Consider the following 24,421-nt stretch of genomic DNA (forward strand, 5'->3'; position numbering starts at 1 on the left):
GGCAAAACGGGCAGCCAAAGCTGCCCGTGGCTGAATAAAGCACAGGTTTATACCTGCATGAGATCCTGCTCTTTTGCAGTCAGCGCTTTATCGATCTCAGCAATATACTTGTCGGTCAGCTTTTGAATCGCATCTTCGCCTTCACGCTGATCGTCTTCGGTAATCTCTTTATCTTTTAACAACGACTTGAAATCACCGTTAGCATCACGACGTACGTTACGTACGGCAACGCGAGCGTTTTCAGCTTCGCTACGCGCCTGCTTGATATAACCTTTGCGGGTCTCTTCGGTGAGCATCGGCATTGGCACACGAATCACGTTGCCTGCACTGGCCGGGTTCAAGCCAAGATCAGAGGTCATGATGGCCTTTTCGATCTTCTGCACCATGCCCTGCTCCCACGGCGCAATTGTCAGCGTGCGGGCGTCCTCAACGTTGACCGATGCTACTTGGCTAAGCGGCACCTGGCTGCCGTAATAATCCACGGTAACGGCGTCTAAAATGCTCGGGTGAGCACGACCGGTACGAATTTTATTGAAGTTGCTATGCAGCGCCTCAACGCTTTTTTGCATGCGCGAATCGGCATCTTTCTTAATATCGTTGATCACGTCATTACCCTCTGTATATCAGCGTGCCTTCCTTGCCCCCTACGACCATATTCAGTAGGGCACCAGGCTTATTCATATCAAATACCCGCACCGGCATATTATGGTCACGTACCAGGCAGATAGCGGTCAAATCCATAACGCCCAATTTTTGATCCAGAGCGTCATCGTAAGAGAGCTGGTCGTACTTCACCGCATCCGGATGTTTTACCGGGTCTTTATTGTAGACGCCATCGACCTTGGTCGCTTTGATCACTACGTCGGCGTCCACTTCAATACCGCGCAAACAAGCTGCAGAATCGGTGGTGAAGAAGGGGTTGCCTGTGCCTGCAGAGAACAGCACTACGTCCCCGGAGGTTAAGTAGCGAATGGCCGTGCGACGGTCGTAATGCTCTACAACGCCGCTCATTGGTATAGCCGACATCACGCGCGAGCGGATATTAGAGCGCTCTAACGCATCACGCATTGCCAGCGCATTCATTACGGTCGCCAGCATGCCCATATGGTCACCGGTGACGCGATCCATGCCAGCCTCATTGAGCGCCGCACCGCGAAACAAGTTGCCACCGCCAATCACGATGCCTACCTGCACCCCAATACCGACGAGCTGGCCGATCTCTAACGCCATCCGATCAAGCACTTTGGGGTCAATACCAAAATCGTGTTCACCCATCAGCGCTTCGCCAGAAAGCTTGAGCAAAATACGTTTGTATTTTGACTTCGAACTCTCAGCTTTGCCTTTGCTGGGTGCTACTGGGGTAGGCTCTTGAACATCACGCGACATGGCATCTCTCCTGAGGCAGACCTGAACACAGGCAGGCGGGGCAGCCCCGCTGTATAAACCCGTTATCAGGGTCGGCTAACTAACACCGGTTATACAGGGGCCGGATACGCGAAGGCGTGCGCTCAAGCGCACGCCATCTTTTTTCTGAAACCTCTGACCTCAGCGACGGCCAGCCTGTTCCATAACTTCTTTAGCGAAGTCGACTTCTTCTTTCTCGATACCTTCACCAACTTCAAAGCGTGTGAAGCTTACCACTTCGCCGCCTGCGGCTTTCACGTACTCAGCCACAGTCTGGTTCGGGTCTTTAACAAACGGCTGCTCGGTCAGGCTGTTTTCTGCCAAGTACTTTTTCAAGCGGCCCTGAACCATTTTCTCTGCGATCTGCTCCGGCTTACCGGCCATATCCGGCTGCGCCAGAATAATCGCTTTTTCCTGATCCAACTGCTCTTGGGGCATATCGGCAGGATGCGCAACCGCAGGATTGATCGCCGCCACATGCATCGCAACGTCTTTCGCGACTTGCGAATTGCCGCCTGTTAGCACGGTCAGAACGCCAATACGGCCACCGTGGACGTACTCGCCTACCAGGCCACCGTCAACAGCGTTCACTACGATGGCACGACGCACACCGATGTTCTCACCGATTTTCTGAACCAACTGCTCGCGGGCAGTTTCCAGCTCGCCAGCCATAACGGCGGCAACATCTTCGCTTTTCGCGGTGAAGAAAGCACCGGCGATTTTGTCAGCAAACGCGATGAAGTTGTCATCACGAGCAACAAAGTCGGTCTCGGAGTTGATTTCAACCATTACGCCGTAGCTGCCATCTTCCGCTACACGCGTAACCACTACACCTTCTGCGGCGATACGATCGGCTTTCTTCGCTGCTTTTAGGCCGGAGCTTTTGCGCAGGTTTTCAATCGCAACTTCGATATCACCGTCGGCTTCGGTGAGTGCTTTTTTACACTCCATCATGCCGAGACCGGTACGTTCGCGAAGTTCCTTGACCTGAGAGGCGCTGATAGCTGCCATGAGAATTCACCTCTGAAATGGTTCTATGAGAGTTAGACGCAACACAGAGTATAGGCATGATAAATGACCATCATGTATCACACTGCCCTATGTCTCTCTGTATTGCGGGGCCGGTATTGAGTGCCGGCAAATTCGTCCGCTCAGACAGTTCATCTGTAGCGGGAAAAAGGGGGCAAAGCCCCCTTTATCTTGATGCGGCACACCTGCTCACCGCACCCACTGCTGCGATTACTCGGCGGCAGTGTTGTCTTCAGTTGCAGCGGCCTCTTCGGTCACTTCAACAAACTCTTGAGCGTTGGCTTCTTTAGCACGGCCACACGCATCCGCAATCGCTTTTACGTAGATCTGGATAGCGCGGATAGAGTCATCGTTGCCGGGAATTACGTAGTCAACGCCATCGGGGTTGGAGTTAGTATCCACCACGCCGATAACCGGGATGCCCAGCTTGTTGGCTTCGTTGATCGCGATGCGCTCGTGGTCAACGTCGATCACGAACAGTGCGTCCGGTAGGCCGCCCATGTTCTTGATACCGCCGATAGAACGCTCAAGCTTGTCCTGCTCGCGAGTCGCCATCAAGACTTCTTTCTTGGTCAGCTTCTCGAAAGTGCCGTCTTCGCGCATGGTTTCAAGATCACGCAGACGCTTAATGGACTGACGGATGGTCTTGAAGTTAGTCAACATGCCGCCCAACCAGCGATGGTTGACGAAAGGCTGACCAGCACGGTTAGCTTCTTCTTTAATTACCTTGCTAGCGCTGCGCTTGGTGCCAACAAACAAAATTTTGTTGTTGGATGCCGCCATCTTCTCGACCACATCGATCGCTTCGTTCAGCGCCGGAAGGGTGTGCTCAAGGTTGATGATGTGAATCTTGTTGCGCGCGCCGAAGATAAATTTGCTCATCTTCGGATTCCAGTACTTGGTCTGGTGGCCGAAGTGAGCACCTGCTTTAAGCAGGTCACGCATATTAACGTGAGACATGGTAGAACTCCTAAAACTCGGGTTAGGCCTCCACGCACCCCATGGATCCGACCGTTGACCACGTTAGACGCTGCCAGCGGCACCCGGGACCATGTGCCGGTGCATGTGTGTTTTTAAGGCTTGATAGTAAGCATCGCGCCCGTAAGTCGAGCACGCTGCGGATTCATCGCCCTGCCCTACTGCGTACTTCCCAGCCAAGAAGCTCGGAATCACGATTGCAGGAAAGCGCGCGGCTTTATACCATAGATCATTGCCAAGATGAAGTCGCACCCCGTTTGACGGTCTTAAATTGCGCCATTCAATTTTCCATTCTGCATTCATATCGAGCATTCATGAACGTTCCTATCAAGACGCCTTCTGAAATCGAACACATGCGCGAAGCCGGGCGCCAAGCGGCTAGCGTGATTGAAATGATCACCCCGCACATCCAGGCGGGCATTAGTACGGGGGAGATCGACCGTCTTTGTCATGAGTATATTGTTAACGAGCTGGGTTCGACCCCTGCACCGCTGAACTACCATGGTTTTCCCAAGGCGACCTGCACGTCGATCAACCATGTGGTGTGCCACGGCATCCCCGACGACGCCAAGAAGCTCAAAAATGGCGATATCATGAATCTGGATATCACCGTTAAGACCACCGACGGCTACCATGGCGACTCCAGCGTGATGTTCGTAGTGGGTGAGACGATTCAGGGCGAACGGCTGTGTCGCATTACTCAGGAATGCCTGTATAAAAGCATCGAGCTGGTGAAGCCCGGTGTGCGCCTCTCGGAGCTTGCCCGCGTGATTCAAAAACATGCCGAAAGCAACGGCTACTCCGTCGTTCGCGACTTCTGCGGCCACGGCATTGGCGCCGAATTCCACGAAGAGCCGCAGTTTTTACACTACGACGGCTACGCACTGGATGCCGACATTCAGCTCGCCGCAGGCATGTGCTTTACCATCGAGCCGATGATCAACGTCGGCGGGTATAAAACCAAGGTGCTACGCGATGGCTGGACCGCCGTTACCAAAGATCGTAGCCTTTCAGCGCAGTGGGAACATACGCTGCTGGTGACCGAGGGCGGTGTAGAAGTACTGACCGCGCGTGGCGATGAAGACTTCAGTTTTCTACCCAACTGATGCTACTACACCACCACCGGTTTGAGCCGGACACCACGCTTTACGACCTGGATCTTTTCCGCACTGAGCTGGCCGGATCTCGCTCGCCGGTAGCCCCCTTTAAGGCCGCGCTGCGCGAGCTACAGGCGCGTCTGGACGACCAGTTTCGCGCTGGTGCAGACATTCGCGACCTTGTGCGCGGCCGCGCCTGGTACCTGGATCAGCTGCTGGCGATTGCCTGGGCACAGCATGAGTGGCCCGACGATGGTATTGCACTGGTGGCGGTAGGCGGCTATGGCCGTGGTGAGCTACACCCCCACTCTGATATCGACCTGCTGCTGCTACTGGAGCAGGACGATGATACCGCCTATCGTGAACCGCTGACCGCCTTTATTACCTTCTTGTGGGATATTGGCCTGGAAATTGGTCATAGCGTTCGCTCGCTTAGCGACTGCGAGCGGGAAGCCGAAGCAGATGTCACGGTGATTACCAACCTGCTCGAATCTCGCCTGATTGCGGGACCAGAGAGTCTGCGCGAAGCGATGCGCGAACGCCTCAGCGCCGAACATATTTGGCCCGCCGACCGCTTTTTTGAAGCCAAGTGGCAGGAGCAGATTTCCCGCCACTACCGCTACAACAACTCCGAGTACCACTTAGAACCGAACCTTAAAAGCTCCCCCGGCGGGCTACGCGATATCCAGATGATCGGCTGGGTGGCCAAACGCCACTTCGGTACAGAGCAGTACACCGATATCGTCGCAAACGGCTTTATGAACGATGCCGAACTGCGCATTTTAAGCCAAGGGCAGGCGTTCTTGTGGCAGGTGCGTTATGCCCTGCATATGCTTACCGACCGCGCCGAAGACCGCCTGCTGTTTGATCACCAGCGCACCATCGCTGAAATGTTTGGCTTTCGCGATACGCCGGAACGTCTGGCGGTTGAACAGTTCATGAAGCGCTACTACCGGCATGTCACCGCGCTGGCGGGACTCAACGATATGCTGCTGCAGCACTTTGACGAGGTCATCCTGCGCGGCAAAGAGGCGCTGGAAACCGTCAAACTCAACGAGCGCTTCGAGACCAAAGGCGGCTATATCCAGGTGCGCTCGCGGACACTTTTCCGTGAACGCCCTGCGGCGATGCTGGAGCTATTCCTGCTGATGGCCAAGCACCCCGAAATCGAAGGAGTGCGTGCCGATACCATCCGACTAATTCGCGATCATCGCCACCAGATTGACGACCACTACCGGGAAGATCCGCGCCATCAGAGGCTCTTTATGGCTATTCTGCGCGCCCCCGGCAATGTACCCCGCCAGTTGCGGCGCATGAACCGCTACGGGATTCTGGGCAAATACCTGCCCGAATTTGGCCGCGCCATAGGGCTGATGCAGCACGACCTTTTCCACATTTACACAGTCGATGCCCACACCCTGCTGCTGCTCAAATTTCTGCACAATTTCCGCAAACCGGAAGCGAAGGGTGACTTTCCTGTGGCGGTGGCATTGATGCAGCAGTTGCCCAAGCTCGACCTGCTGTGGATCGCCGGACTGTTTCACGACATTGGCAAGGGGCGCGGCGGCGATCACTCGGAAATTGGCGCCCGGGACGTTGAGCATTTTTGCCAGCGCCACCACGTCTCGCCCCACGACACTAACCTGGTCAGTTGGCTGGTTGAGCACCATCTATTGATGTCGATGACCGCGCAAAAGCGCGATATCAGCGACCCCGATGTGATTCGTGATTTTGCCTTGATCCTGCGTAACGAAACGCGCCTGGACTACCTTTACGTGCTCACCGTGGCCGACATCAATGCCACCAACCCCACACTGTGGAACGGCTGGCGGGCGTCGCTGCTGCGCCAGCTGTACGCCGAAACCAAGCGTGCCCTGCGCCGCGGCCTGAATAATCCGCCCGACCGCGACGACTGGGTGCGGGAAACGCGCACCGAAGCACGCTCTTTGCTGCAAACCATCGGCGTTAATCGTGAACAAATCGATCATCTTTGGGAATCGCTAGGGGAAGACTACTTCCTGCAGTACGCCCCCAGCGAAATCGTTTGGCAGACCCAGGGCATTCTCAATCACAACCAGTCGCCGCTGCCGCTGGTGCTGATCAGCGCGCCGACTGCGGACATGTCCGAAGGCGGCACCAAAGTGTTTATCCACACCCGTTCGGTGGACGACCTTTTCGCGGCTACCGCCGCTGCCATGGAGCAGTTGGGGCTCTCGATTCACGATGCGCGCATTGCGACCTCCCACAACGATTGGACGCTAAACACTTTTATCGTGCTCGACAGCCATGGTCAGCCCATACGTGACCCAGGCCACATCGAAGAGATGCGCCGGCACCTGGTGGAAGAGCTCGATGACCCTGATGATTACCCGGATATCGTCACCCGCCACACGCCGCGCCAGCTCAAGCATTTCAAGGTACCCACGGAGGTGCTGATTGAGCAGGATCCGGCCAATGAGCGCACGCTGCTGGAACTAACGGCCCCCGACCGCCCCGGCCTGCTGGCCCGGGTGGGGCGTATCTTTATGGAGCAGGATATCTCGCTTTCCGCGGCAAAAATCGCCACCCTCGGCGAGCGGGTAGAGGACGTCTTTTTCATCACCACCAAAGCAGGCGAACCATTAACCGACCCCGAGCGCCAGCAGCAGCTACGCGAACGCCTGATTGAAGTGCTGGGGGTTTAAGAAGCAACTGCGTTTAAGAGTGCAGGTAACTAGGTGCCGTGGGCAGGTTGGAGCGAGGGTCTTTCGCCAGGGCCGGAAAATGTTCCCAACAATTCTGGCATTTCCGCCATCCATGGCGGTCAGATGTCGAAAGTAGCGCCCACGGACGGGTTCACAGCGCCCTCGCGGAAACCTGCCCTCGGCACCGACAAGCCAGTTCACGAACTATGATCACCCAGTTAGGTTTGAGCCTGCCACGGGGCTTGCCTATAATCGACGGTTTACGCCGCCAGCCATCAACGGACACATCATGAACGCCGACCTCGACGCCCTGCATCCCTACCCGTTTGAAAAGCTGGCCGCGCTGAAAGCCGAATTAACGCCCCCGGCTGACTTGGCGCATATTCCGCTGACCATTGGCGAACCCCAGCACGCGCCCTTTCCTGCAGCGCTTGAAGCGCTGGTGACGCACCAGCTGGAAATGGCCCGTTATCCCGCGACCAATGGCCTGCCAGCGCTCCGCCAAACCATCGCCAACTGGGCAAGCCAACGCTTTCAACTGCGCGAACTCGACAGCGAACGACACGTGGTGCCCGTTAACGGCACTCGGGAAGCCATTTTTGCCTTTGTGCAGGCAGCGTTGGATCGCAGCCGCCCGGCGAAAGTTGCGGTGCCCAATCCGTTTTATCAAATTTACGAAGGTGCGACGCTGCTGGCAGGCGGCGAGCCGCTTTATTTAGACTGCACCGCTGAGAATAATTTTCGACCTGACGTTAACGCCGTGCCCGCCGCGACGTGGCGCGACGTGCAAATCGTCTTTATCTGCTCGCCGGGCAACCCCACCGGTGCAGTCACGTCCCTTGATGAATTTAAGCAGCTGATTGCCCTCGCCGACGAACACGACTTTATTATCGCCTCGGACGAGTGCTACTCGGAGCTCTACCTCGACGAAACCGCCCCACCGCCGGGGTTGCTGCAAGCCTGTGCCGAGCTGGGTCGTGATGACTACCGGCGCTGCGTGGTGTTTCACTCGCTCTCCAAGCGCTCCAACTTGCCGGGCCTGCGCTCGGGCTTTGTCGCAGGGGATGCGACACTCCTCACGCCGTTTAAGCGCTACCGCACTTACCATGGCTGTGCCATGTCGCTGCCGTTGCAGCACGCCTCCATCGCCGCCTGGCAGGACGAGCAGCACGTCCGCGCCAACCGCGACGCCTACCGCGAAAAATTTAGCGCGGTCACCAAGGTGCTTGCCCCAGTCATGGATTTTCCCGCGCCACAAGCTAGCTTTTACCTATGGCCTGCGGTGCCCGATGGCGACGATATCGCCTTCACACAGAGGCTGTTTGCCGAGCAGCACGTTAGCGTACTGCCCGGCAGCCTAATGGGACGCAGGGGTGAAAATGGCGTTAACCCCGGCGCGGGGCGCTTGCGCCTAGCGCTGGTGGCTGAGCTAGCGCCCACTCTTGAAGCCGCCCAACGAATTCGCCATCTCGTCGAGCGAGGTTAACAACATTCTCTGGTTCAACATTCTCAGGAGGTCGTATGCTGACGCTGTATATCATCGATAACTGCGATACCTGCTGCAAAGCGCGTAAAGCGTTGGATGAAAAAGCGCTGCTGTATAAAACCCACGATCTGCGCAAAGATGGTCTATCTGCTGCGCTACTAGAACATATTTTACATCGCGTGCCGCTTGTGGAGGTCATTAACAAACGTAGCAAAACCTGGCGTGAACTTTCCGATGAGGAAAAAGATTACGACGCCAACTCGGCCCGCCAGCTACTGATGAAACACCCCACGCTGCTGAAGCGGCCGCTGCTCGAAGTAGACGACTCCACTATTTTAGTCGGCTACCGCGAGGGCGATTACGACAAGCTCGGCTAAGTACTCAAGTGGCTAAGTGCTTCAGCAACTAGAGACTTGAGAAACTAAGCACTTAAGCAACTAGGCACCTTGGTTTTGCCTGCTTTTCTTCACTATTTATCACTACAGGACACCTTCTTATGCTGAGCTTTGCGCTTGGAATCGGCACCCAAAACACCCAGGGCGACTGGCTGGAAATCTACTACCCGGCGCCGTTGCTCAACCCACCAACCAGCCTGGTGGAAGCCGCTAAACAAGCTTTGGACGCCCCCCAAGGCAACGCCGCCATCAGCTTTTTGCCCGAAGACTGCACACGCCTGGCCAAAGCGTTAGAAGCCGCGGGGCACTCCGCCCAGGCAGAGCTTGCCGAAGCGCTCTCTGCCAGCCAGCGCCCGCTGGTCGCCATGTTCCTGGAGAGCGACGAATCGCCACAAACCGCGCCAGAGGTGTATTTAAAGTTACACCTGCTGTCGCACCGCTGGGTCAAACCTCACGGCCTCGATCTCACCGGCATGTTTGGCCTGCTGCGCAATATTGCCTGGACCAACGAAGGCGCCATCGACATTGAAGAGCTGCCTATGCGCCGCTTGAAGGCACGTATGGCGGGCCGCGCGCTGTCCGTCGACTGTGTCGATAAATTCCCCAAAATGACCGACTACGTGGTGCCTACCGGTATTCGCATTGGCGACACCGCCCGTGTACGTCTGGGTGCTTACCTGGGCGAAGGCACTACCGTCATGCACGAAGGCTTTGTCAACTTCAATGCGGGCGCCGAAGGCCCCGGCATGATCGAGGGCCGCATCTCAGCTGGCGTGATGGTCGGCAAAGGCTCCGACTTAGGCGGCGGCTGCTCCACCATGGGTACTCTCTCCGGCGGTGGCAATATCGTCATTAAGGTCGGGGAAGGCTGCTTGATCGGCGCCAACGCGGGCATCGGCATTCCCCTGGGTGACCGCTGCACGGTAGAAGCAGGGCTGTATATCACCGCTGGCTCCAAAGTGACCTTACTGGATGATCAGGGCCAGGAAGTCAACACCGTTGCCGCCCGCGAGCTGGCCGGGCAAGACGACCAGCTATGGCGCCGCAACTCCCAGAATGGCCGCATTGAGTGCTTGACCAATAAAAGTGCTATCGCCCTGAACGAGGCGCTGCATGCCCACAACTGAGCCTGAAGGACTGTCGCCGACGCTCACGCTCGCCTTTGAACTGCTCAGCCGGGCCTCGGTGACGCCGGACGACGAGGGCTGCCAGGAACTCATGATCGAGCGCTTAACGGCGCTCGGTTTTCATATTGAGCGGCTACCGTTTGGCGACGTAAAGAATTTCTGGGCGGTTCGCGGTCATCACGGCCCAGTGGTGGCCTTTGCCGGTCACACCGACGTGGTGCCCAGCGGCCCCTATACCAACTGGCAGTACCCACCGTTTGAGCCCTGCATTGATGATGAGGGTATGCTGTGCGGACGCGGTGCGGCGGATATGAAAGGCAGTTTGGCCTCAATGCTGACCGCCGTTGAGCGCTTTGTGGCCAACCACCCGGATCACGATGGCCGTATTGCTTTTCTGATCACCTCCGATGAAGAAGGGCCGGCAGTCGACGGCACCCGCGCGGTGGTCGAGCACCTGCGCGAGCGTAATGAGCGGCTCGACTACTGCATTGTCGGCGAGCCATCCTCGACCACGCGCCTGGGCGATGTGATCAAAAACGGTCGCCGCGGTTCACTGGGCGCCACGCTGCACATTAAAGGCGTGCAGGGCCACGTGGCCTATCCGCATTTAGCGCGCAACCCCATTCACCAGGCCATGCCAGCGCTGGATGCGCTAGTCAACGAGCACTGGGACGCGGGCAATGACTTTTTCCCCGCCACCAGCTTTCAGATTTCCAATCTGCGCGCAGGCACCGGGGCCACCAACGTGATCCCCGGCGATGTGGAAGTGGTGTTTAACTTTCGCTTCTCCACCGAGGTGACCTCTGATGAGCTCAAAGCGCGCACGGAAACCATTCTCGACCAGCATGGATTGGAATATCAGGTAGACTGGACGCTCAACGGCGAGCCGTTTTTAACCGCAGAGGGCGCGCTGGTCGACGCCGCCATTAAAGGCGTTGAAGCGGTGACCGGCGAGCGACCGGCGCTCTCTACCAGCGGCGGCACCTCGGATGGCCGCTTTATCGCCACCCTTGGCGCTCAAGTGGTCGAGCTAGGCCCGCTCAACGACACCATCCACAAGGTCAATGAGCGCGTTCGCGCCAGCGACCTGGACGACTTAAGCCGGATTTACGAAGCGACACTGCAAGCGCTACTTTCCTCCGGCGAGGTAAACCTATGATGGAGCGTTACCCCGATATAGAGATTTACCTGGCCAGCGTGTCGCTTGATGCGCTCAATGAGTGGTTGAAAAGCACACTAATCGCGCCACCGCTGAGTCCTGCAGGCAAAGGCAAATGGCAAACCCGCGGCCAATACCAGGGTGACTGCGTGCCGGTATTGCTGGTAGACAAAGCCGCTGATGGCTTTGCCAGTCTATGGTTTGATAGCAACCACACGCCGTGGATGACCGACCAAGAGTGTGCCCAGCAGGCCGCAGAAGCGCTGCAAACCGAAATACGTTGTTCACTGGGCGGCTGGCACCCCGGTGATGACCCTGACCGCTTCTGGCAAGTGCTGCCCGGTGGCAAAGAAGGGGCAATAGAGTGGCCCGATTCAGGGCGTTAATCGAGTACTTAAACGTAAACGACCCCGCCGAAGCGGGGTCGTTACTATCCAACGATCAATTTAACTAGCCGTTGGGCTCACTCAATAATACTGACATCGTCGGCCTGCAAACCACGCTCATTTTTAATCACGTGATAACGCACGATTTGGCCTTCTGCCAGCATACGCGGGCCACGACCACGAATTGCACGGAAGTGTACAAACACATCTTCGCCATTATCGCGGGTAATAAAACCGTAGCCTTTGTTGGTATTGAACCACTTTACCTCACCCTCTTCGCGGCCATCGTTAGGATCGATGATGTCTTCCTCCTCATCATCGTCCAACGGTGCGGCCGCTTGGGGTTGGCGCGTTGCTGGCTTGGGACGAACCACAGCATCGGACGCCACCACGATCGAGGGCGCAAAAGCGGCAGACGCTAATGTGCCAATACACAGAACAATAAAACTACCTATCGCAACGGCAATATAGACACCGCTAACTCCACTGATTGCCAACTCGGCCATCCACAGCTCGGCGAGGGCACTATCGGTTAAATGAACAATCCCCGCCAGCAAAAGTGGCGTGGGGGCGGCAAGTAATACACTGATTAAGAAACAGCGAAACACAACTTTTGGGTTCATAGAAAAAAAAAGCTCTCTTGTTGTATGGGTAACAGACGAAGGACAATACCCGCACTATCAGGCCCATTCCCAATAGCACCGGCATACTACTACATAAGGTTGCAATGTTATCATGACCCACGAATTATCGCCTGTTGACCTGGCTCAACGTCTTGAATCTTTAGAGAGTCGCATAGCCCATCAAGAGCACTGGCTGGATACCCTGGATCAAGCGGTGGTACAACAGGAGCGCCGCCTGGAGAAACTGGAGCAGCTCAGCGGCCTAATGCGCGAACGCCTGCGCGAGCAGCACCAGGCACTCCAGGCAAGCGAACCTCAGGGCGGCCAGCGCCCCGAGGATGAACTTCCGCCCCACTACTGAGCTAACGCCGGCCCCGGATGCGGCTAATTAATTAGCCGCCAGCCGTTTGCTTCCAAAAGCTTAGCTTCCAACAACGCTCGCAGGATCGCTGCTTTCCAGCCCAAAGACATCCGCTACGGCCTGGTAGGTGACTTGACCCGCGTGCACGTTTAGGCCCGGTAGGAAGTGTGGGTCGTCACGCAGCGCCTGCTGCCAGCCCTTATCTGCCAGGGCGAGTACAAAGGGCAGCGTGGCGTTGGTCAGCCCCTGGGTGGACGTACGTGCTACCGCGCCGGGCATATTGGCCACGCAGTAGTGCACCACCCCATCGACGATATAGGTCGGCTCGGCATGAGTAGTGGGCTTACTGGTTTCAAAACAGCCGCCCTGATCGATCGCAACATCGACCAGTACGCTGCCAGGCTTCATATCGGCCAGCATACTGCGAGTGATTAGTTTTGGCGCAGCGGCGCCGGGCACCAGCACCGCCCCAATGATCATGTCAGACTCACGGGTGGCCGTTTCCAGCGCGTCTGCGGTGGAATAAACCGTTTTGATGCGGCCCTGATAACGGTCATCCAGTACTTCAAGCCGCGCTAACGACTTATCCAGAATGGTGACCTCTGCACCTAACCCTAGCGCCATGCGGGCAGCGTTCTCACCCACTACACCACCACCAATCACGGTCACCTTACCTGGTGCCACACCCGGCACACCGGGCAACAGCACGCCCGCACCGCCCTGGGCCTTCTCCAGGCTGTGGGCCCCAGCCTGGACCGCCATTCGTCCCGCTACGGTGCTCATAGGCGCCAGCAGCGGTAGGCCACCGCGGGCATCGGTAATGGTTTCGTAGGCGATACAGGTGGCACCGCTTTCCATCAGTCCACGGGTAAGGGGCTCTTCGGCGGCCAGGTGCAGATAGGTGAACAGCGTATGCTGTGGGGTGAGTCGCACCACCTCGTCCGGCTGCGGCTCTTTCACCTTGAGGATCAGCTCGGCGTTGCGCCACAAAGTGTCCACATCCGCTTCTATTTGTGCACCGGCGGCTTGGAAATCAGCATCGCTAAAGCCTGCACCTTCACCGGCTCCGGCCTGAACACTCACCTGATGACCGCGCCCGGCTAATTCCCGTGCGCCGGTGGGTGTTAAGGCCACGCGATACTCGTGATTTTTGATCTCTTTGGGGACGGCGATTTTCATTGGATTTTTCCTGTGCTTTTAAAGGTCAGTCATGTTGTTAAGCAAATTACAGCACAGCTAACGTTGACCACCACCCCAGGAACGCAAAACAAAAAAAACGCCGGTTAAGGCGTTTTTTAGGAGAAAAATCTAGCGACTGCCGGTTCTGCACGAAAAAATCCACTTCGTTTTGCGTCACTACTCCACAATAACTGCGTTGCCGTAGATACGCCGATACTCCTCGGGCAGGCGTTTGGGCCGCCCCGTTGAAAGCGCCACGCAGGCAAAGCGTGTACGGGCGTAAAGCAACGTTTTAGCGTCTTCGACACGCACCAGCTGAAAACGGCGGGTCAAACTGAAGCGCTCGTCACAATCGACAATCCAGGTAGCCAGCTGTAGTTCGTCGCCTGCAAAGGCAGGCGCAAGATAATCCAGCTCGTGGCGGTGAACCACCATGGCCCGGTCAAGCTCTCGGTAACGCTCGATAGAGAGGCCGAGCGCGACCGAGTGCGCCCAGCTAATCTGCTCAACCCAACGCAGGTATTCGCTGTTGTTGACGTGCTGATAAGCATCGATCGCCTCATCAGCTACGCAGATATCGATCACAAAGGGATCGGGCAGCGCCCACTCCATCACCTAACTCCTGTGTACCTTGACTCCCCTGTACTCGGGCTTCGCTGAATCCTAGCCGCCTGAACTAGTCGCGGAACACACGCACGCCCAGCGCCTTCAGGTAAGACGTTTCAGGGATAGCCGGATGTACAGGGTGATCAGGCCCTTGGTGACCTTGGAAAATCACCTGTCCGTGACGATCCTGGTGGCGAACTGCACCACGCACTACGTCCATTAAACGCTCGGGCGCCAGATGCATGGAGCAGGAGGCTGACATTAGCAAACCATCGCGACCCAGCAGGCGCATAGCCTCGCGGTTCAGGCGAGCGTAGGCGCGCTCGCCATTGGGAATATCCTTGCGCTTTTTGATAAACGCGGGCGGGTCAAGAATGACTACGTCAAACTCTTCGCCTTCTGCCTTCAACGCCGCTAACGCTTCAAACGCATCCCCCTCACTAACAGCTACCTTATCCTGTACGCCGTTCAGCTCGGCATTCCGTGCAACCTGGTCTAGCGCTGGGCCTGACGAGTCCAGGCACAGCACTTCTTTCGCGCCATGAACGGCAGCTTGCACCCCCCAACCGCCTACGTAGCTGAATACGTCCAGCACGCGCTTACCTTCTACATTGCGATTGACCCATTCGCGATTAACCCGGTGATCAAAGAACCAGCCGGTCTTCTGACCGTTAAGCACCGGCACCACAAAGCGGGCACCGTTCTCTTCGAGCACCACTTCGTCAGGCAGCGTACCTTTGATGACGTCAACATGGGCCTCAAGACCTTCCTGACGACGGCCGCCAGTATCGTTACGGAAAACGATCACTTCCGGTTTGATGACTTTTTCCAGCGCATCGACAATTTCATCCGCCAGCGCCTGCATACCCGCGGTATTGAGCTGCACGACGAGGACATCACCAAAACGATCAATCACCAAGCCTGGCAACAGGTCGCCTTCGCCGTGAATCAAGCGATAGAACGGCTGTGCATAAAGGCGCTGACGTAGTGCCAACGCTTGATTAAAGCGGTGCACAAACAGCGAGCGATCCAAACGCATCTCGGGGTCGCGAGACATCACCCGGGCGGCAATTAACGAATGGGGATTCACATAAGCGACGGCCATCACTTTGCCATTGGAGGCTTCTACCAGTGCAGTTTCGCCTGCCGCAAAGTTTTTCAGCGGCGTCTCTTTGATATCCACCTCATTGGAGTAGATCCAAAGATGGCCCGCTTTCAGGCGACGGTCGGCATTTTTATTCAGGCGCAGGCGTTGGGTCACAGCAATCTCCAAAAATTTTGTCTTAAAACCTTGTCTTAAAAACCTTTGTCTTAAAAACCCGTGTCTTAAAAACCTGGGCTTAAAAACCTGGGCTTAAAAACAGAGGCAAGGTAAAAAGATGAGGCAAAGCAATACTTAAATAAAACAGTAGCACTTACTAGATAAGCATTAGCGCTGGCAGCCGGGGCAGAACACACTAGCACGCTGGCCAAGCGTAATGCGACGAAGCTCAGCGCCACAGCGCAAACAAGGCTGGCCGTGGCGACCATAAACATTAAGGCGCTGAGCAAAGTAGCCGGGCTCACCCTGGCCACTGACAAAATCCCGCAGCGTGGTGCCACCTTGTATAATCGCCGCTGCCAGCACTTCTTTCACGGCCAGGGCCAAGGCGTCATAGCGAGCACGGGAAACTCTTCCCGCCGCACGGCGCGGATCAATACCGGCCATAAAGAGCGCTTCTGCCGCATAGATATTCCCGGCACCAACAACCACCTGGTTATCCATCAAAAACGGCTTTACCGCCACGCGCTTGTTGCGCGAGAGCGTGTAGAGCCATTTGCCGTTAAACGCATCAGACAGCGGCTCTGGGCCCAAGTGAGCAAGACGTTTATCCTGCGCTGCGTCTGCGGCCTGCCAATCCACAAAGCCAAACCGACGGGGATCATGATAGCGCAGCACATAGCCGCTGGCAGTCACCACGTCCACATGGTCATGCTTTTTAGGCAAATCCCCCACCCGGGCAATCCGCAGACTGCCCGACATACCCAAATGCCATAGCAGCGTCGCGCTAGCGTCACCTTCAAGCGCACCGCCAGCCTGGATAGGGATCTGCAGGTATTTTGCCCGCCGCATCAACACTCCAATGCGCGCACCGATCAGCCGCTCGGCCAGATCATCGGGTACGGGCACACGCAGCCGCGGCTGACGCACCAGCACTTCGGTGACTTCCTGACCTTCAATATAGGGAGCAATCCCGCGTCGGGTGGTTTCAACTTCAGGAAGTTCGGGCATATTTAGATATCGTACCTGCCTGTAGTGACAGCCTAATGAAGGTGGTTTAGCGAAGCATCCGACACACGAAAGACATGCATGCAAAAACCCGGCTTGAGGCCGGGTTTTTGAACAGGCACTCGCCTGCAGTGGAAGCTGATCAACATCGCAAAAGCGATTACTTGATCTTGGCTTCCTTGTAGATCACGTGCTTACGGATGACCGGGTCGAATTTCTTGAATTCGAATTTATCCGGAGTGTTCCGCTTGTTCTTATCAGTGGTGTAGAAGTGGCCTGTACCGGCACTGGACACCAACTTGATTTTATCGCGCATGGTTTGACTCTCCCAAAATGCGTGGCCCAAAATGCTTGGCCCAAAATACCTGGCCCAAAGGGCTTTGTATAATAAAGCTGGCTTAGATAGCGTCGCCACGCTTACGAATAGCAACCAAAACTGTGTCGATACCTTTCTTGTCGATGATGCGCATTCCTTTAGTGGAAACGCGCAGCTTGACGAAGCGGTTCTCAGACTCAACCCAAAAACGATGGGTGTGCAGGTTCGGCAAGAAACGACGACGTGTCTTACGCTGGGAGTGTGAAACGTTATTTCCAGTTACCGGACGCTTGCCGGTAACCTGACATACTTTGGACATTAGAGCCTCCAACTGCTTGGCCAGGATATAATAACCTGAGTGTTCAAAACTGTCGGGCAAACCGGAGCAGGGAAGGTGTCGACGCCGTTAACCGCCAAGCTTTATCCAAATCCGTTATTCAACCCAAGTTTAAAGGTGGCACTTTATACCAGAGCACCCGACTTACAGCAAGCAAAACCCACAAAAAAGGCCGGAAAAGCACTTTTTTGCTCATTTTACTTAATCAATACTGCATGGAGCAGTGCATTCTGATGCTGCTTATAGCCAGCCGCGCTCGGCAAAAGAGATCACTTCTCCGTCCCCCACCACGAAATGATCCAGCACGCGCACGTCAAAAAGTGCCAGCGCCTCTTTGAGGCGTTCAGTGATACGTCGATCAGCATCGCTTGGCTCTGCCACACCAGAAGGGTGGTTATGCGCCAGGATAACGGCGCCAGCGCTCAACTCTAACGCGCGCTTGGCAACTTCGCGTGGGTAAACGGAGGCGCTGTCTAGGGTACCGCGAAACAGCGATTCATAGCGAATAATTCGGTGCTGAGTATCCAAAAAAAGCACCGCAAACTCCTCATGCCCTAAATGGCGTAGCTGCGAACTCAGATAGTGGCGCACCAAGGCGGGTGATGTCAGCGCACTGCCCCGCGCCAACTGGCTGGCTAAATGGCGCCGCGATAGCTCAAGCGTCGCTTGGAGCTGAGCGTACTTGGCGCTACCTAACCCACGAGCAGCACAGAAGCTTTCCTGATCGGCCTCTAACAGTTGGCGCAAACCACCGAAGCTGCTGAGCAAGTCCCGCGCTAAATCGACCGCCGAACGCCCCTGCACGCCAACGCGCAAAAAAATTGCCAGCAACTCAGCATCTGAGAGCGCCTGGGCGCCAGTATTTAATAGCTTTTCCCGGGGCCGCTCACCTTCCGGCCAGTGATTGATTCCCATCACACCTCATCCGCGCTGCCCATCTTACGTCCACCGAAGCCAGCCTCAATACGCATCGCTTAACAGTAATAAGCCTCATTAAACCTAGCTTAACCTTGTTTGTGCTCAATATGCCAAATTGTTGGTGCCAATGGTATGGTAAGCCTCCTTACGAACGCGGATATGGATCACTGACCATGACCTCTGCTGTTAACTCGACAAGCGCGTCGACGCTCGCTGGCAAACGCGTACTGCTCGGCGTCAGTGCGGGTATCGCTGCCTACAAAAGCGCGCTGATTGTGCGCCTGCTCAAGCAGGCGGGCTGCGAGGTGCGCGTGGTGATGACCGACGGGGCCCAGGCCTTTATTACCCCGCTCACGCTTCAGGCGCTCTCCGGCGAGCCTGTGCGCACCTCTTTACTCGACCCCGAAGCCGAAGCCGGTATGGGTCATATTGAGCTGGCCCGCTGGGCGGATATAGTGCTGATCGCTCCGGCGACTGCCGACCTTATCGCTCGTTTGGTGCACGGTATGGCCGACGACCTGCTCACTACGCTCTGCCTAGCCTCAGAAGCGCCTAAATTGATTGCCCCGGCGATGAACCAGGCGATGTGGCGCCACCCCGCCACCCAGCGCAACGTAGCGCAGCTTGAGCGTGATGGCTGGCAGCCGATAGGCCCCGCCGCCGGTGACCAAGCCTGTGGCGATGTGGGGCCGGGTCGCATGAGCGAGCCTGAAGAGATTTTTAGCGCGGTAACGGCGCTGCTTGCAGCCCCTATCACCACAACGCCTCGCTCACATGGTCCCCATATTGTGATTACCGCTGGCCCTACCCGTGAGCCACTGGATCCCGTGCGCTACATCTCCAATCACAGCTCGGGGAAAATGGGCTTTTCCCTGGCTGCAGCCGCGGTAGCTGAAGGGGCCAAGGTGACGCTGATCAGCGGGCCGGTTAACCTACCCACTCCCCAGGGCGTCACGCGGATTGACGTTGAGTCAGCCGAGCAGATGCACGCTGAAGCTCAGCGGCTAGCGCCTCAAGCGGCACTGTTTATCGGCTGCGCGGCTGTCGCCGACTATCGCGCGGCAGCCCCTGCCGAACATAAGCTCAAAAAGCAGGATGATAGCGACACACTCACCCTGACCCTGGTTAAAAATCCCGACATTATCGCTGGCGTCGCGGCACTGCCCGCCAAACAGCGCCCGCTGGTGATCGGTTTTGCCGCCGAAACCCAGGAGGTTGAGCGCTACGCACGGGATAAATTACAGCGCAAAGGGCTGGATATGATCGTCGCCAACGACGTCTCCCAGGCTGGCCTGGGCTTTGGCAGCGACCAGAACGCCGCCTGGATACTCTGGCGCACCCCTCAAGGCGTCGAGAGCCGCTCAGAAGCAGCGCAGCCGAAAACCCAGCTGGCCACCACCATCATCCGTCAAGCGCTCGCCCTGCTACCCACAACAGCCCCTACGAAAACATCTGGAGAATCCCCATGAGTGCCCGCCCCCGCCTTCAGTGCAAAGTATTAGATGAGCGTTTGCACGACTACCTCCCTGCCTACGCGACAGCTGGCTCGGCGGGAATGGATCTGCGCGCCCTGCTGGATGAGCCGTTAATATTAGCGCCCGGCGATTGTCAGCTCGTACGCACCGGCATTGCCATCTATATTGAAGATCCGGGTTTGGCAGGCATGATCCTACCGCGCTCCGGTTTGGGGCATAAACATGGCATCGTGCTGGGCAATTTAGTGGGTTTAATCGACTCAGATTACCAGGGCGAACTAATGATTTCGGTCTGGAACCGTGGTCAGAGCTCGTTTACGCTAGCCCCCTTCGATCGGCTGGCACAGTACGTGCTTGTGCCTGTAGTACAGGCCCAACTCTCCTTGGTGGACGCGTTTGAAGACTCCTCAAGGGGCGGCGGCGGGTTTGGCAGTACGGGCAGTCAGTAACGAGTGGACGCGCCTGTTTAGGAACCCTCTTAAGGAAACGTCTATTTAGCTGGGAAGCCCTATGAACGCACAGTCTGTACCCGCTTCGATTTTCCGCGCCTACGATATTCGCGGTATCGTTGACGACACGCTCACTGAAGAGACGGTAGAAATGATCGGGCGTGCTGTCGGCTCTGAGGCCGCCGCGCGGGGCGAATCCAGCGTGGTAGTCGCCCGCGACGGTCGCCTTTCAGGCGCTCGGCTGCAAGCGGCGCTGATGCGTGGCCTGAACACCGCAGGGCGTGACGTGATCGATATCGGCATGGTGCCCACCCCGGTGCTGTATTTCGCCACTCACATACTGGAAGGCACCCACTCAGGCGTAATGGTCACCGGTAGCCACAACCCGCCTGACTATAACGGCTTTAAAATTGTGCTGAGCGGTGAAACGCTCTCTGGTGATGCAATTACTGCCCTGTTTGAACGTATCCAGTCCGGCAACCTAGATAGTAGCTTAGACAGTGGTCATGGGAGTATCACCCAGCAGGATGTTCGTGAACGCTATTTAACGCGCATTTTAGGTGACGTTAAGATCAACCGGCCGATCAAGGCCGTGGTCGACTGCGGCAACGGCGTTGCCGGGGAGCTCGGCCCGCAGTTGCTGGCAAGGTTAGGTATTGAGACCATCCCGCTGTTTGCGGAAATTGACGGCCATTTTCCCAATCACCACCCTGATCCGGGCAAGCCGGAAAATGTCCAGGATCTGATCCGCAAAGTGCACGAAACCGGGGCCGACATTGGCCTTGCCTTCGATGGTGATGGCGACCGCCTGGGCGTTGTCACACCCACTGGCAAGCTAATTTATCCCGACCACCTGCTGATGGTGTTTGCCACCGATATGCTCGCGCGCCAGCCCGGGGCCAAGGTTATTTTTGATATTAAGTGCACCGGCAACCTGGTCAAAGTGATCAGCAAGGCCGGCGGCGAACCGGAAATGTGGCGTACCGGACACTCGATGATCAAGGCGCGTATGCAGGAAACCGGCGCTCAGCTTGGGGGAGAGATGAGCGGGCACATTTTTTTCAAAGAGCGTTGGTATGGCTTTGACGATGGCCTCTATGCCGCCGCTCGGCTGGTGGAGATTCTCGCCAACCAAACCGACGACGCCGATTCATTTTTTGCCAACTTCCCCCAAGACGTTGCCACACCGGAAATTAATATTGCGGTTACCGACGATAACAAATTTTCTGTGGTGGATAAGCTTGCTCGCGAGGGCGACTTCGGCGAAGGTATCAAAACAACTTTGGACGGAATTCGCGTTGACTACCAGGATGGCTGGGGGCTGTGTCGCCCCTCTAATACCACGCCTGCACTGGTCATGCGCTTTGAAGGTAAAGACGAGACCGCGCTAGCACGCATCAAAGCAGTTTTTAACGACGCGCTTCGGCGCGTCGCGCCAGACATTGAGCTACCCGACTAGACAGATAGCCCTTCAAATATCTCTTAAGATAGCTCGGCAAATAGCTCTTAAAATAGTTAGGCGCTGAAGGGATCGCGACCACCTAGAAAGCGCGACCCTCACCACTCAATCAGCATAAACGTTAGCAGCATAATAAACGTTCGCAAGGGACAACCTCATGAGTTCAGCCAGTCGCGATCCCCAGGTCGTTGTGGAGGTGCTTTCCGAAGCCCTCCCGTATATTCAGCAGTTCTCCGGCAAAACCGTGGTGGTCAAATATGGCGGTAACGCCATGACCGAAAGCACCCTGATCGACTCCTTTGCCCGCGATATCGTGTTAATGAAGGAAGTCGGCATCAACCCTGTGGTGGTGCATGGCGGCGGGCCGCAGATCGGAGACCTGCTCAAAAAGCTCAACATTGAGTCACGCTTCGTCAACGGCATGCGCGTTACCGACTCGCAAACCATGGACGTGGTCGAGATGGTGCTGGGCGGCTTGGTCAACAAAAGCATCGTCAACCTGATCAATCAAAGCGGCGGTAAAGCGATTGGCTTGACCGGTAAAGATGGCTCACAAATTCGTGCCCGCCAGCTCAAGGTTGAGCACCAAAGTCCCGAAATGACGGCGCCCGAGATCATCGATATAGGCCATGTCGGCGAAGTGGAATCGATCTCAACCGAGCTTATCGAGATGCTGGCAGCGCGTGACTTTATTCCGGTGATTGCACCGATTGGCGTCGACGCCGCAGGCCACAGCTACAATATCAACGCTGACCTGGTAGCGGGCAAGATCGCCGAAGCGCTCAATGCAGAAAAGCTGATGCTGCTCACCAATGTCGCCGGGTTAATGAACACCGAAGGAGAAGTGCTCACCGGTTTAAGCACCGCTCAGGTGGATGACCTGATCGCCGATGGCACGATTTATGGCGGCATGCTGCCCAAAATCCGCTGTGCGCTGGATGCAGTGAAGGGCGGCGTGAACAGCTCGCACATTATTGATGGCCGTGTCCCCCACGCGGTGTTACTGGAAATTTTCACCAATGCTGGGGTAGGTACTCAAATCAAGGACGCGAGCTAACCGCGACGGAGGTCACATTATGAGCGAAGATCAAAAACCTCGCCGCCGCGAGCAAATTCTCCAAGCCCTGGCATTGATGCTCGAGGAAGATAGCGGCAAGCGCATTACCACAGCCGCCCTCGCCCGCCAGGTAGGCGTTTCAGAAGCGGCGCTCTACCGCCATTTCCCCAGCAAAGCGCGTATGTTTGAGGGGCTGATCGACTTTATTGAAGAGAGTATTTTTGCCCGCATCACGCGTATTTTAGAAGACGTTCCCGACGCTACCTCCCGCTGCGGTACCATACTCGCGCTGCTGCTGGGCTTTGCTGAGAAAAATCCTGGCCTGGCACGGGTGATGGGCGGCGACGTACTCACCGGCGAAACCGCCCGGCTACGCCAGCGGGTCAACCAGCTGTTTGAACGCCTGGAAATGCAGCTTAAGCAGATTCTGCGCGAAGCCGAACTGCGTGAAGGCCTACGCCCCACGATTCCGGCCTCTGCCGCTGCCAATTTGTTAGCGGCCCAGGCGGAGGGGCGAATTTCACAGTACGTGCGCAGCGACTTTAAGCGCCTGCCCACCGAACACTGGGAAGATCAGTGGTCGCTGCTATCAGCCCACTTACTACGCGCCACGGCACAGCCTGCTTGAGCTCGCGTGCTGGCTGCACAAAAAACCGGCTCCCTTTTATTAAAAGGGAGCCGGTTTTTTTAATGCTGAAAAGCCACAAATTGTGCGTTCAGTGTGGTCTTAGGCGACCATCTCTTCACCCATTTTCTGACGCAGTTTTTTCATGGCATTTTTTTCGAGCTGGCGAATACGCTCCGCGCTGACGCCGTAAACGTCGGCCAGATCATGCAGCGTCTCTTTACTATCGGCTAGCCAGCGGCGCTGGAGAATATCCCGCGAGCGCTCATCAAGGCCTTCGAGGGCAAGCTGCAAACGGCGCGTCGAGTCTTCCTCGAAGTTGCTATCTTCCAGCTGTGTGGCAGGGTCGGAGGCAGAATCATCGAGGAAATGCACCGGTGCTTGATAGGTGCTCTCTTCATCATCGCCTGCCGGGGCATCATAGCCTGCATCGTAAGACGACAAGCGCCCTTCCATATCGCGCACAATCTCGGGCTTAACGTCGAGATCTTTGGCGATGGCGGCCACTTCGTCGTTGTTCAACCACGCCAAGCGCTTCTTCGCACCGCGTAGGTTAAAGAACAGTTTGCGCTGGGCTTTGGTCGTGGCAATCTTAACGATCCGCCAGTTACGCAGCACAAATTCGTGAATTTCCGCTTTAATCCAGTGCACGGCAAATGAAACCAGACGAACGCCCTGGTTCGGATCGAAGCGCTTGACGGCTTTCATCAAGCCAACGTTACCTTCTTGAATCAGATCCGCTTGAGGCAACCCATAGCCCGAATAGCTACGCGCGATATGCACCACAAAGCGCAAATGCGACAGTACCAAACGACGAGCGGCTTCCAAATCGCCTTCATCATAGAGGCGATAAGCGAGTTCGCGCTCTTCATCGGCCGTTAATACCGAAATTCCATTGACCGCGCGGATATAACCGCCCAGATCGCCGCCGGGCGAAAGCTGCCCCACCGGTAGAAGACTAGTGCTCATGTGCAGGTGGTCTCCCCTGTAACCCATCGTGGT

At 56.5% G+C, this 24,421-nt stretch carries 27 protein-coding genes; 13 read left to right on the plus strand and 14 right to left on the minus strand.

Features of this window, described 5'->3' with window-relative positions; genetic code table 11:
* Positions 1 to 47: 47 nt before the first annotated feature.
* The 5 genes from frr to HZU72_RS09490 form a co-directional block, all read right to left on the minus strand.
* Positions 48 to 605 (minus strand): ribosome recycling factor, encoded by a 558-nt coding sequence (frr, locus tag HZU72_RS09470; RefSeq protein WP_009288629.1) that lies wholly within the window; start codon positions 603 to 605, stop codon positions 48 to 50.
* 4 nt (positions 606 to 609) lie between these two features.
* Positions 610 to 1,386: a UMP kinase gene (pyrH, locus tag HZU72_RS09475; RefSeq protein ID WP_180091572.1), complete on the minus strand. Its 777-nt coding sequence runs from the start codon at positions 1,384 to 1,386 to the stop codon at positions 610 to 612.
* Positions 1,387 to 1,545: 159 nt separating this feature from the next.
* Positions 1,546 to 2,415 carry a translation elongation factor Ts gene (tsf, locus tag HZU72_RS09480; RefSeq protein WP_009288628.1) on the minus strand — a complete coding sequence of 290 codons (870 nt, stop codon included), beginning with the start codon at positions 2,413 to 2,415 and terminating at the stop codon, positions 1,546 to 1,548.
* A 228-nt stretch (positions 2,416 to 2,643) separates the two neighbouring features.
* A complete protein-coding gene (gene rpsB / locus HZU72_RS09485; RefSeq protein ID WP_180091573.1) occupies positions 2,644 to 3,393 on the minus strand; it encodes a 30S ribosomal protein S2 in 750 nt (249 codons plus the stop codon).
* Positions 3,394 to 3,456: 63 nt separating this feature from the next.
* Positions 3,457 to 3,723 carry a hypothetical protein gene (locus tag HZU72_RS09490; RefSeq protein ID WP_027957764.1) on the minus strand — a complete coding sequence of 89 codons (267 nt, stop codon included), beginning with the start codon at positions 3,721 to 3,723 and terminating at the stop codon, positions 3,457 to 3,459.
* Positions 3,724 to 3,725: 2 nt separating this feature from the next.
* Here HZU72_RS09490 and map point away from each other — a divergent pair, with 2 nt between their 5' ends.
* From map to HZU72_RS09525, 7 genes are all read left to right on the plus strand, one after another.
* Positions 3,726 to 4,517 (plus strand): type I methionyl aminopeptidase, encoded by a 792-nt coding sequence (gene map / locus HZU72_RS09495; RefSeq protein WP_180091574.1) that lies wholly within the window; start codon positions 3,726 to 3,728, stop codon positions 4,515 to 4,517.
* Complete coding sequence (locus HZU72_RS09500; RefSeq protein ID WP_180091575.1) at positions 4,517 to 7,192, plus strand: [protein-PII] uridylyltransferase; 2,676 nt, start codon at positions 4,517 to 4,519, stop codon at positions 7,190 to 7,192. The genes map and HZU72_RS09500 overlap by 1 nt, the downstream gene beginning before the upstream one ends.
* Positions 7,193 to 7,481: 289 nt before the next feature.
* Entirely contained in the window at positions 7,482 to 8,678 is a 1,197-nt protein-coding gene (gene dapC, locus HZU72_RS09505) for a succinyldiaminopimelate transaminase (RefSeq protein ID WP_180091576.1), read from the plus strand.
* A gap of 35 nt (positions 8,679 to 8,713) precedes the next feature.
* On the plus strand, positions 8,714 to 9,055 hold the full coding sequence (locus tag HZU72_RS09510; protein ID WP_180091577.1) for a Spx/MgsR family RNA polymerase-binding regulatory protein: 342 nt from the start codon (positions 8,714 to 8,716) through the stop codon (positions 9,053 to 9,055).
* A gap of 119 nt (positions 9,056 to 9,174) precedes the next feature.
* Positions 9,175 to 10,200, plus strand: a complete 1,026-nt coding sequence (dapD, locus tag HZU72_RS09515) for a 2,3,4,5-tetrahydropyridine-2,6-dicarboxylate N-succinyltransferase (protein WP_180091578.1) — start codon at positions 9,175 to 9,177, stop codon at positions 10,198 to 10,200.
* Complete coding sequence (gene dapE / locus HZU72_RS09520; RefSeq protein ID WP_180091579.1) at positions 10,187 to 11,359, plus strand: succinyl-diaminopimelate desuccinylase; 1,173 nt, start codon at positions 10,187 to 10,189, stop codon at positions 11,357 to 11,359. The genes dapD and dapE overlap by 14 nt, the downstream gene beginning before the upstream one ends.
* Positions 11,356 to 11,745, plus strand: a complete 390-nt coding sequence (locus tag HZU72_RS09525) for a hypothetical protein (protein WP_180091580.1) — start codon at positions 11,356 to 11,358, stop codon at positions 11,743 to 11,745. The genes dapE and HZU72_RS09525 overlap by 4 nt, the downstream gene beginning before the upstream one ends.
* 77 nt (positions 11,746 to 11,822) lie before the next feature.
* On the opposite strand, the gene HZU72_RS24120 is transcribed toward HZU72_RS09525, so the two are convergent.
* The gene (locus HZU72_RS24120) at positions 11,823 to 12,368 is read right to left on the minus strand and encodes a cold-shock protein (RefSeq protein WP_022520199.1); all 546 of its coding nucleotides are present in this window, start codon (positions 12,366 to 12,368) and stop codon (positions 11,823 to 11,825) included.
* 112 nt (positions 12,369 to 12,480) lie between these two features.
* Here HZU72_RS24120 and HZU72_RS09535 point away from each other — a divergent pair, with 112 nt between their 5' ends.
* Entirely contained in the window at positions 12,481 to 12,729 is a 249-nt protein-coding gene (locus HZU72_RS09535; protein WP_022520200.1) for a SlyX family protein, read from the plus strand.
* A 60-nt stretch (positions 12,730 to 12,789) separates the two neighbouring features.
* On the opposite strand, the gene ald is transcribed toward HZU72_RS09535, so the two are convergent.
* The 7 genes from ald to radC all read right to left on the minus strand — a co-directional run bounded on the left by ald (position 12,790) and on the right by radC (position 18,351).
* Positions 12,790 to 13,908 carry an alanine dehydrogenase gene (ald, locus tag HZU72_RS09540; protein WP_180091581.1) on the minus strand — a complete coding sequence of 373 codons (1,119 nt, stop codon included), beginning with the start codon at positions 13,906 to 13,908 and terminating at the stop codon, positions 12,790 to 12,792.
* 177 nt (positions 13,909 to 14,085) lie between these two features.
* Positions 14,086 to 14,520: an acyl-CoA thioesterase gene (locus HZU72_RS09545; RefSeq protein ID WP_180091582.1), complete on the minus strand. Its 435-nt coding sequence runs from the start codon at positions 14,518 to 14,520 to the stop codon at positions 14,086 to 14,088.
* Positions 14,521 to 14,584: 64 nt separating this feature from the next.
* On the minus strand, positions 14,585 to 15,775 hold the full coding sequence (locus HZU72_RS09550; protein ID WP_180091583.1) for a class I SAM-dependent rRNA methyltransferase: 1,191 nt from the start codon (positions 15,773 to 15,775) through the stop codon (positions 14,585 to 14,587).
* A gap of 168 nt (positions 15,776 to 15,943) precedes the next feature.
* Positions 15,944 to 16,786, minus strand: a complete 843-nt coding sequence (gene mutM, locus HZU72_RS09555; protein WP_180091584.1) for a bifunctional DNA-formamidopyrimidine glycosylase/DNA-(apurinic or apyrimidinic site) lyase — start codon at positions 16,784 to 16,786, stop codon at positions 15,944 to 15,946.
* A gap of 157 nt (positions 16,787 to 16,943) precedes the next feature.
* Complete coding sequence (gene rpmG / locus HZU72_RS09560) at positions 16,944 to 17,099, minus strand: 50S ribosomal protein L33 (protein ID WP_022520204.1); 156 nt, start codon at positions 17,097 to 17,099, stop codon at positions 16,944 to 16,946.
* An 82-nt stretch (positions 17,100 to 17,181) separates the two neighbouring features.
* On the minus strand, positions 17,182 to 17,418 hold the full coding sequence (gene rpmB / locus HZU72_RS09565) for a 50S ribosomal protein L28 (RefSeq protein WP_022520205.1): 237 nt from the start codon (positions 17,416 to 17,418) through the stop codon (positions 17,182 to 17,184).
* Between the two features lie 258 nt (positions 17,419 to 17,676).
* Positions 17,677 to 18,351 carry a RadC family protein gene (gene radC, locus HZU72_RS09570; protein WP_180091585.1) on the minus strand — a complete coding sequence of 225 codons (675 nt, stop codon included), beginning with the start codon at positions 18,349 to 18,351 and terminating at the stop codon, positions 17,677 to 17,679.
* A gap of 176 nt (positions 18,352 to 18,527) precedes the next feature.
* Between radC and coaBC the strand changes: the two genes are divergently transcribed.
* The 5 genes from coaBC (at position 18,528) to slmA (ending at position 23,422) form a co-directional block, all read left to right on the plus strand.
* A complete protein-coding gene (gene coaBC, locus HZU72_RS09575) occupies positions 18,528 to 19,823 on the plus strand; it encodes a bifunctional phosphopantothenoylcysteine decarboxylase/phosphopantothenate--cysteine ligase CoaBC (protein WP_180091586.1) in 1,296 nt (431 codons plus the stop codon).
* Positions 19,820 to 20,278, plus strand: a complete 459-nt coding sequence (gene dut / locus HZU72_RS09580) for a dUTP diphosphatase (protein WP_180091587.1) — start codon at positions 19,820 to 19,822, stop codon at positions 20,276 to 20,278. The genes coaBC and dut overlap by 4 nt, the downstream gene beginning before the upstream one ends.
* 61 nt (positions 20,279 to 20,339) lie before the next feature.
* On the plus strand, positions 20,340 to 21,737 hold the full coding sequence (locus tag HZU72_RS09585; protein ID WP_180091588.1) for a phosphomannomutase/phosphoglucomutase: 1,398 nt from the start codon (positions 20,340 to 20,342) through the stop codon (positions 21,735 to 21,737).
* A gap of 157 nt (positions 21,738 to 21,894) precedes the next feature.
* The gene (argB, locus tag HZU72_RS09590) at positions 21,895 to 22,794 is read left to right on the plus strand and encodes an acetylglutamate kinase (protein WP_007111740.1); all 900 of its coding nucleotides are present in this window, start codon (positions 21,895 to 21,897) and stop codon (positions 22,792 to 22,794) included.
* Between the two features lie 19 nt (positions 22,795 to 22,813).
* Entirely contained in the window at positions 22,814 to 23,422 is a 609-nt protein-coding gene (slmA, locus tag HZU72_RS09595; RefSeq protein ID WP_022520209.1) for a nucleoid occlusion factor SlmA, read from the plus strand.
* A gap of 99 nt (positions 23,423 to 23,521) precedes the next feature.
* On the opposite strand, the gene rpoH is transcribed toward slmA, so the two are convergent.
* Positions 23,522 to 24,388 (minus strand): RNA polymerase sigma factor RpoH, encoded by an 867-nt coding sequence (gene rpoH / locus HZU72_RS09600; RefSeq protein ID WP_180091589.1) that lies wholly within the window; start codon positions 24,386 to 24,388, stop codon positions 23,522 to 23,524.
* Positions 24,389 to 24,421 lie beyond the last annotated feature (33 nt).

Source organism: Vreelandella sedimenti (genome assembly GCF_013416325.1).
Lineage (GTDB): Bacteria > Pseudomonadota > Gammaproteobacteria > Pseudomonadales > Halomonadaceae > Vreelandella > Vreelandella sedimenti.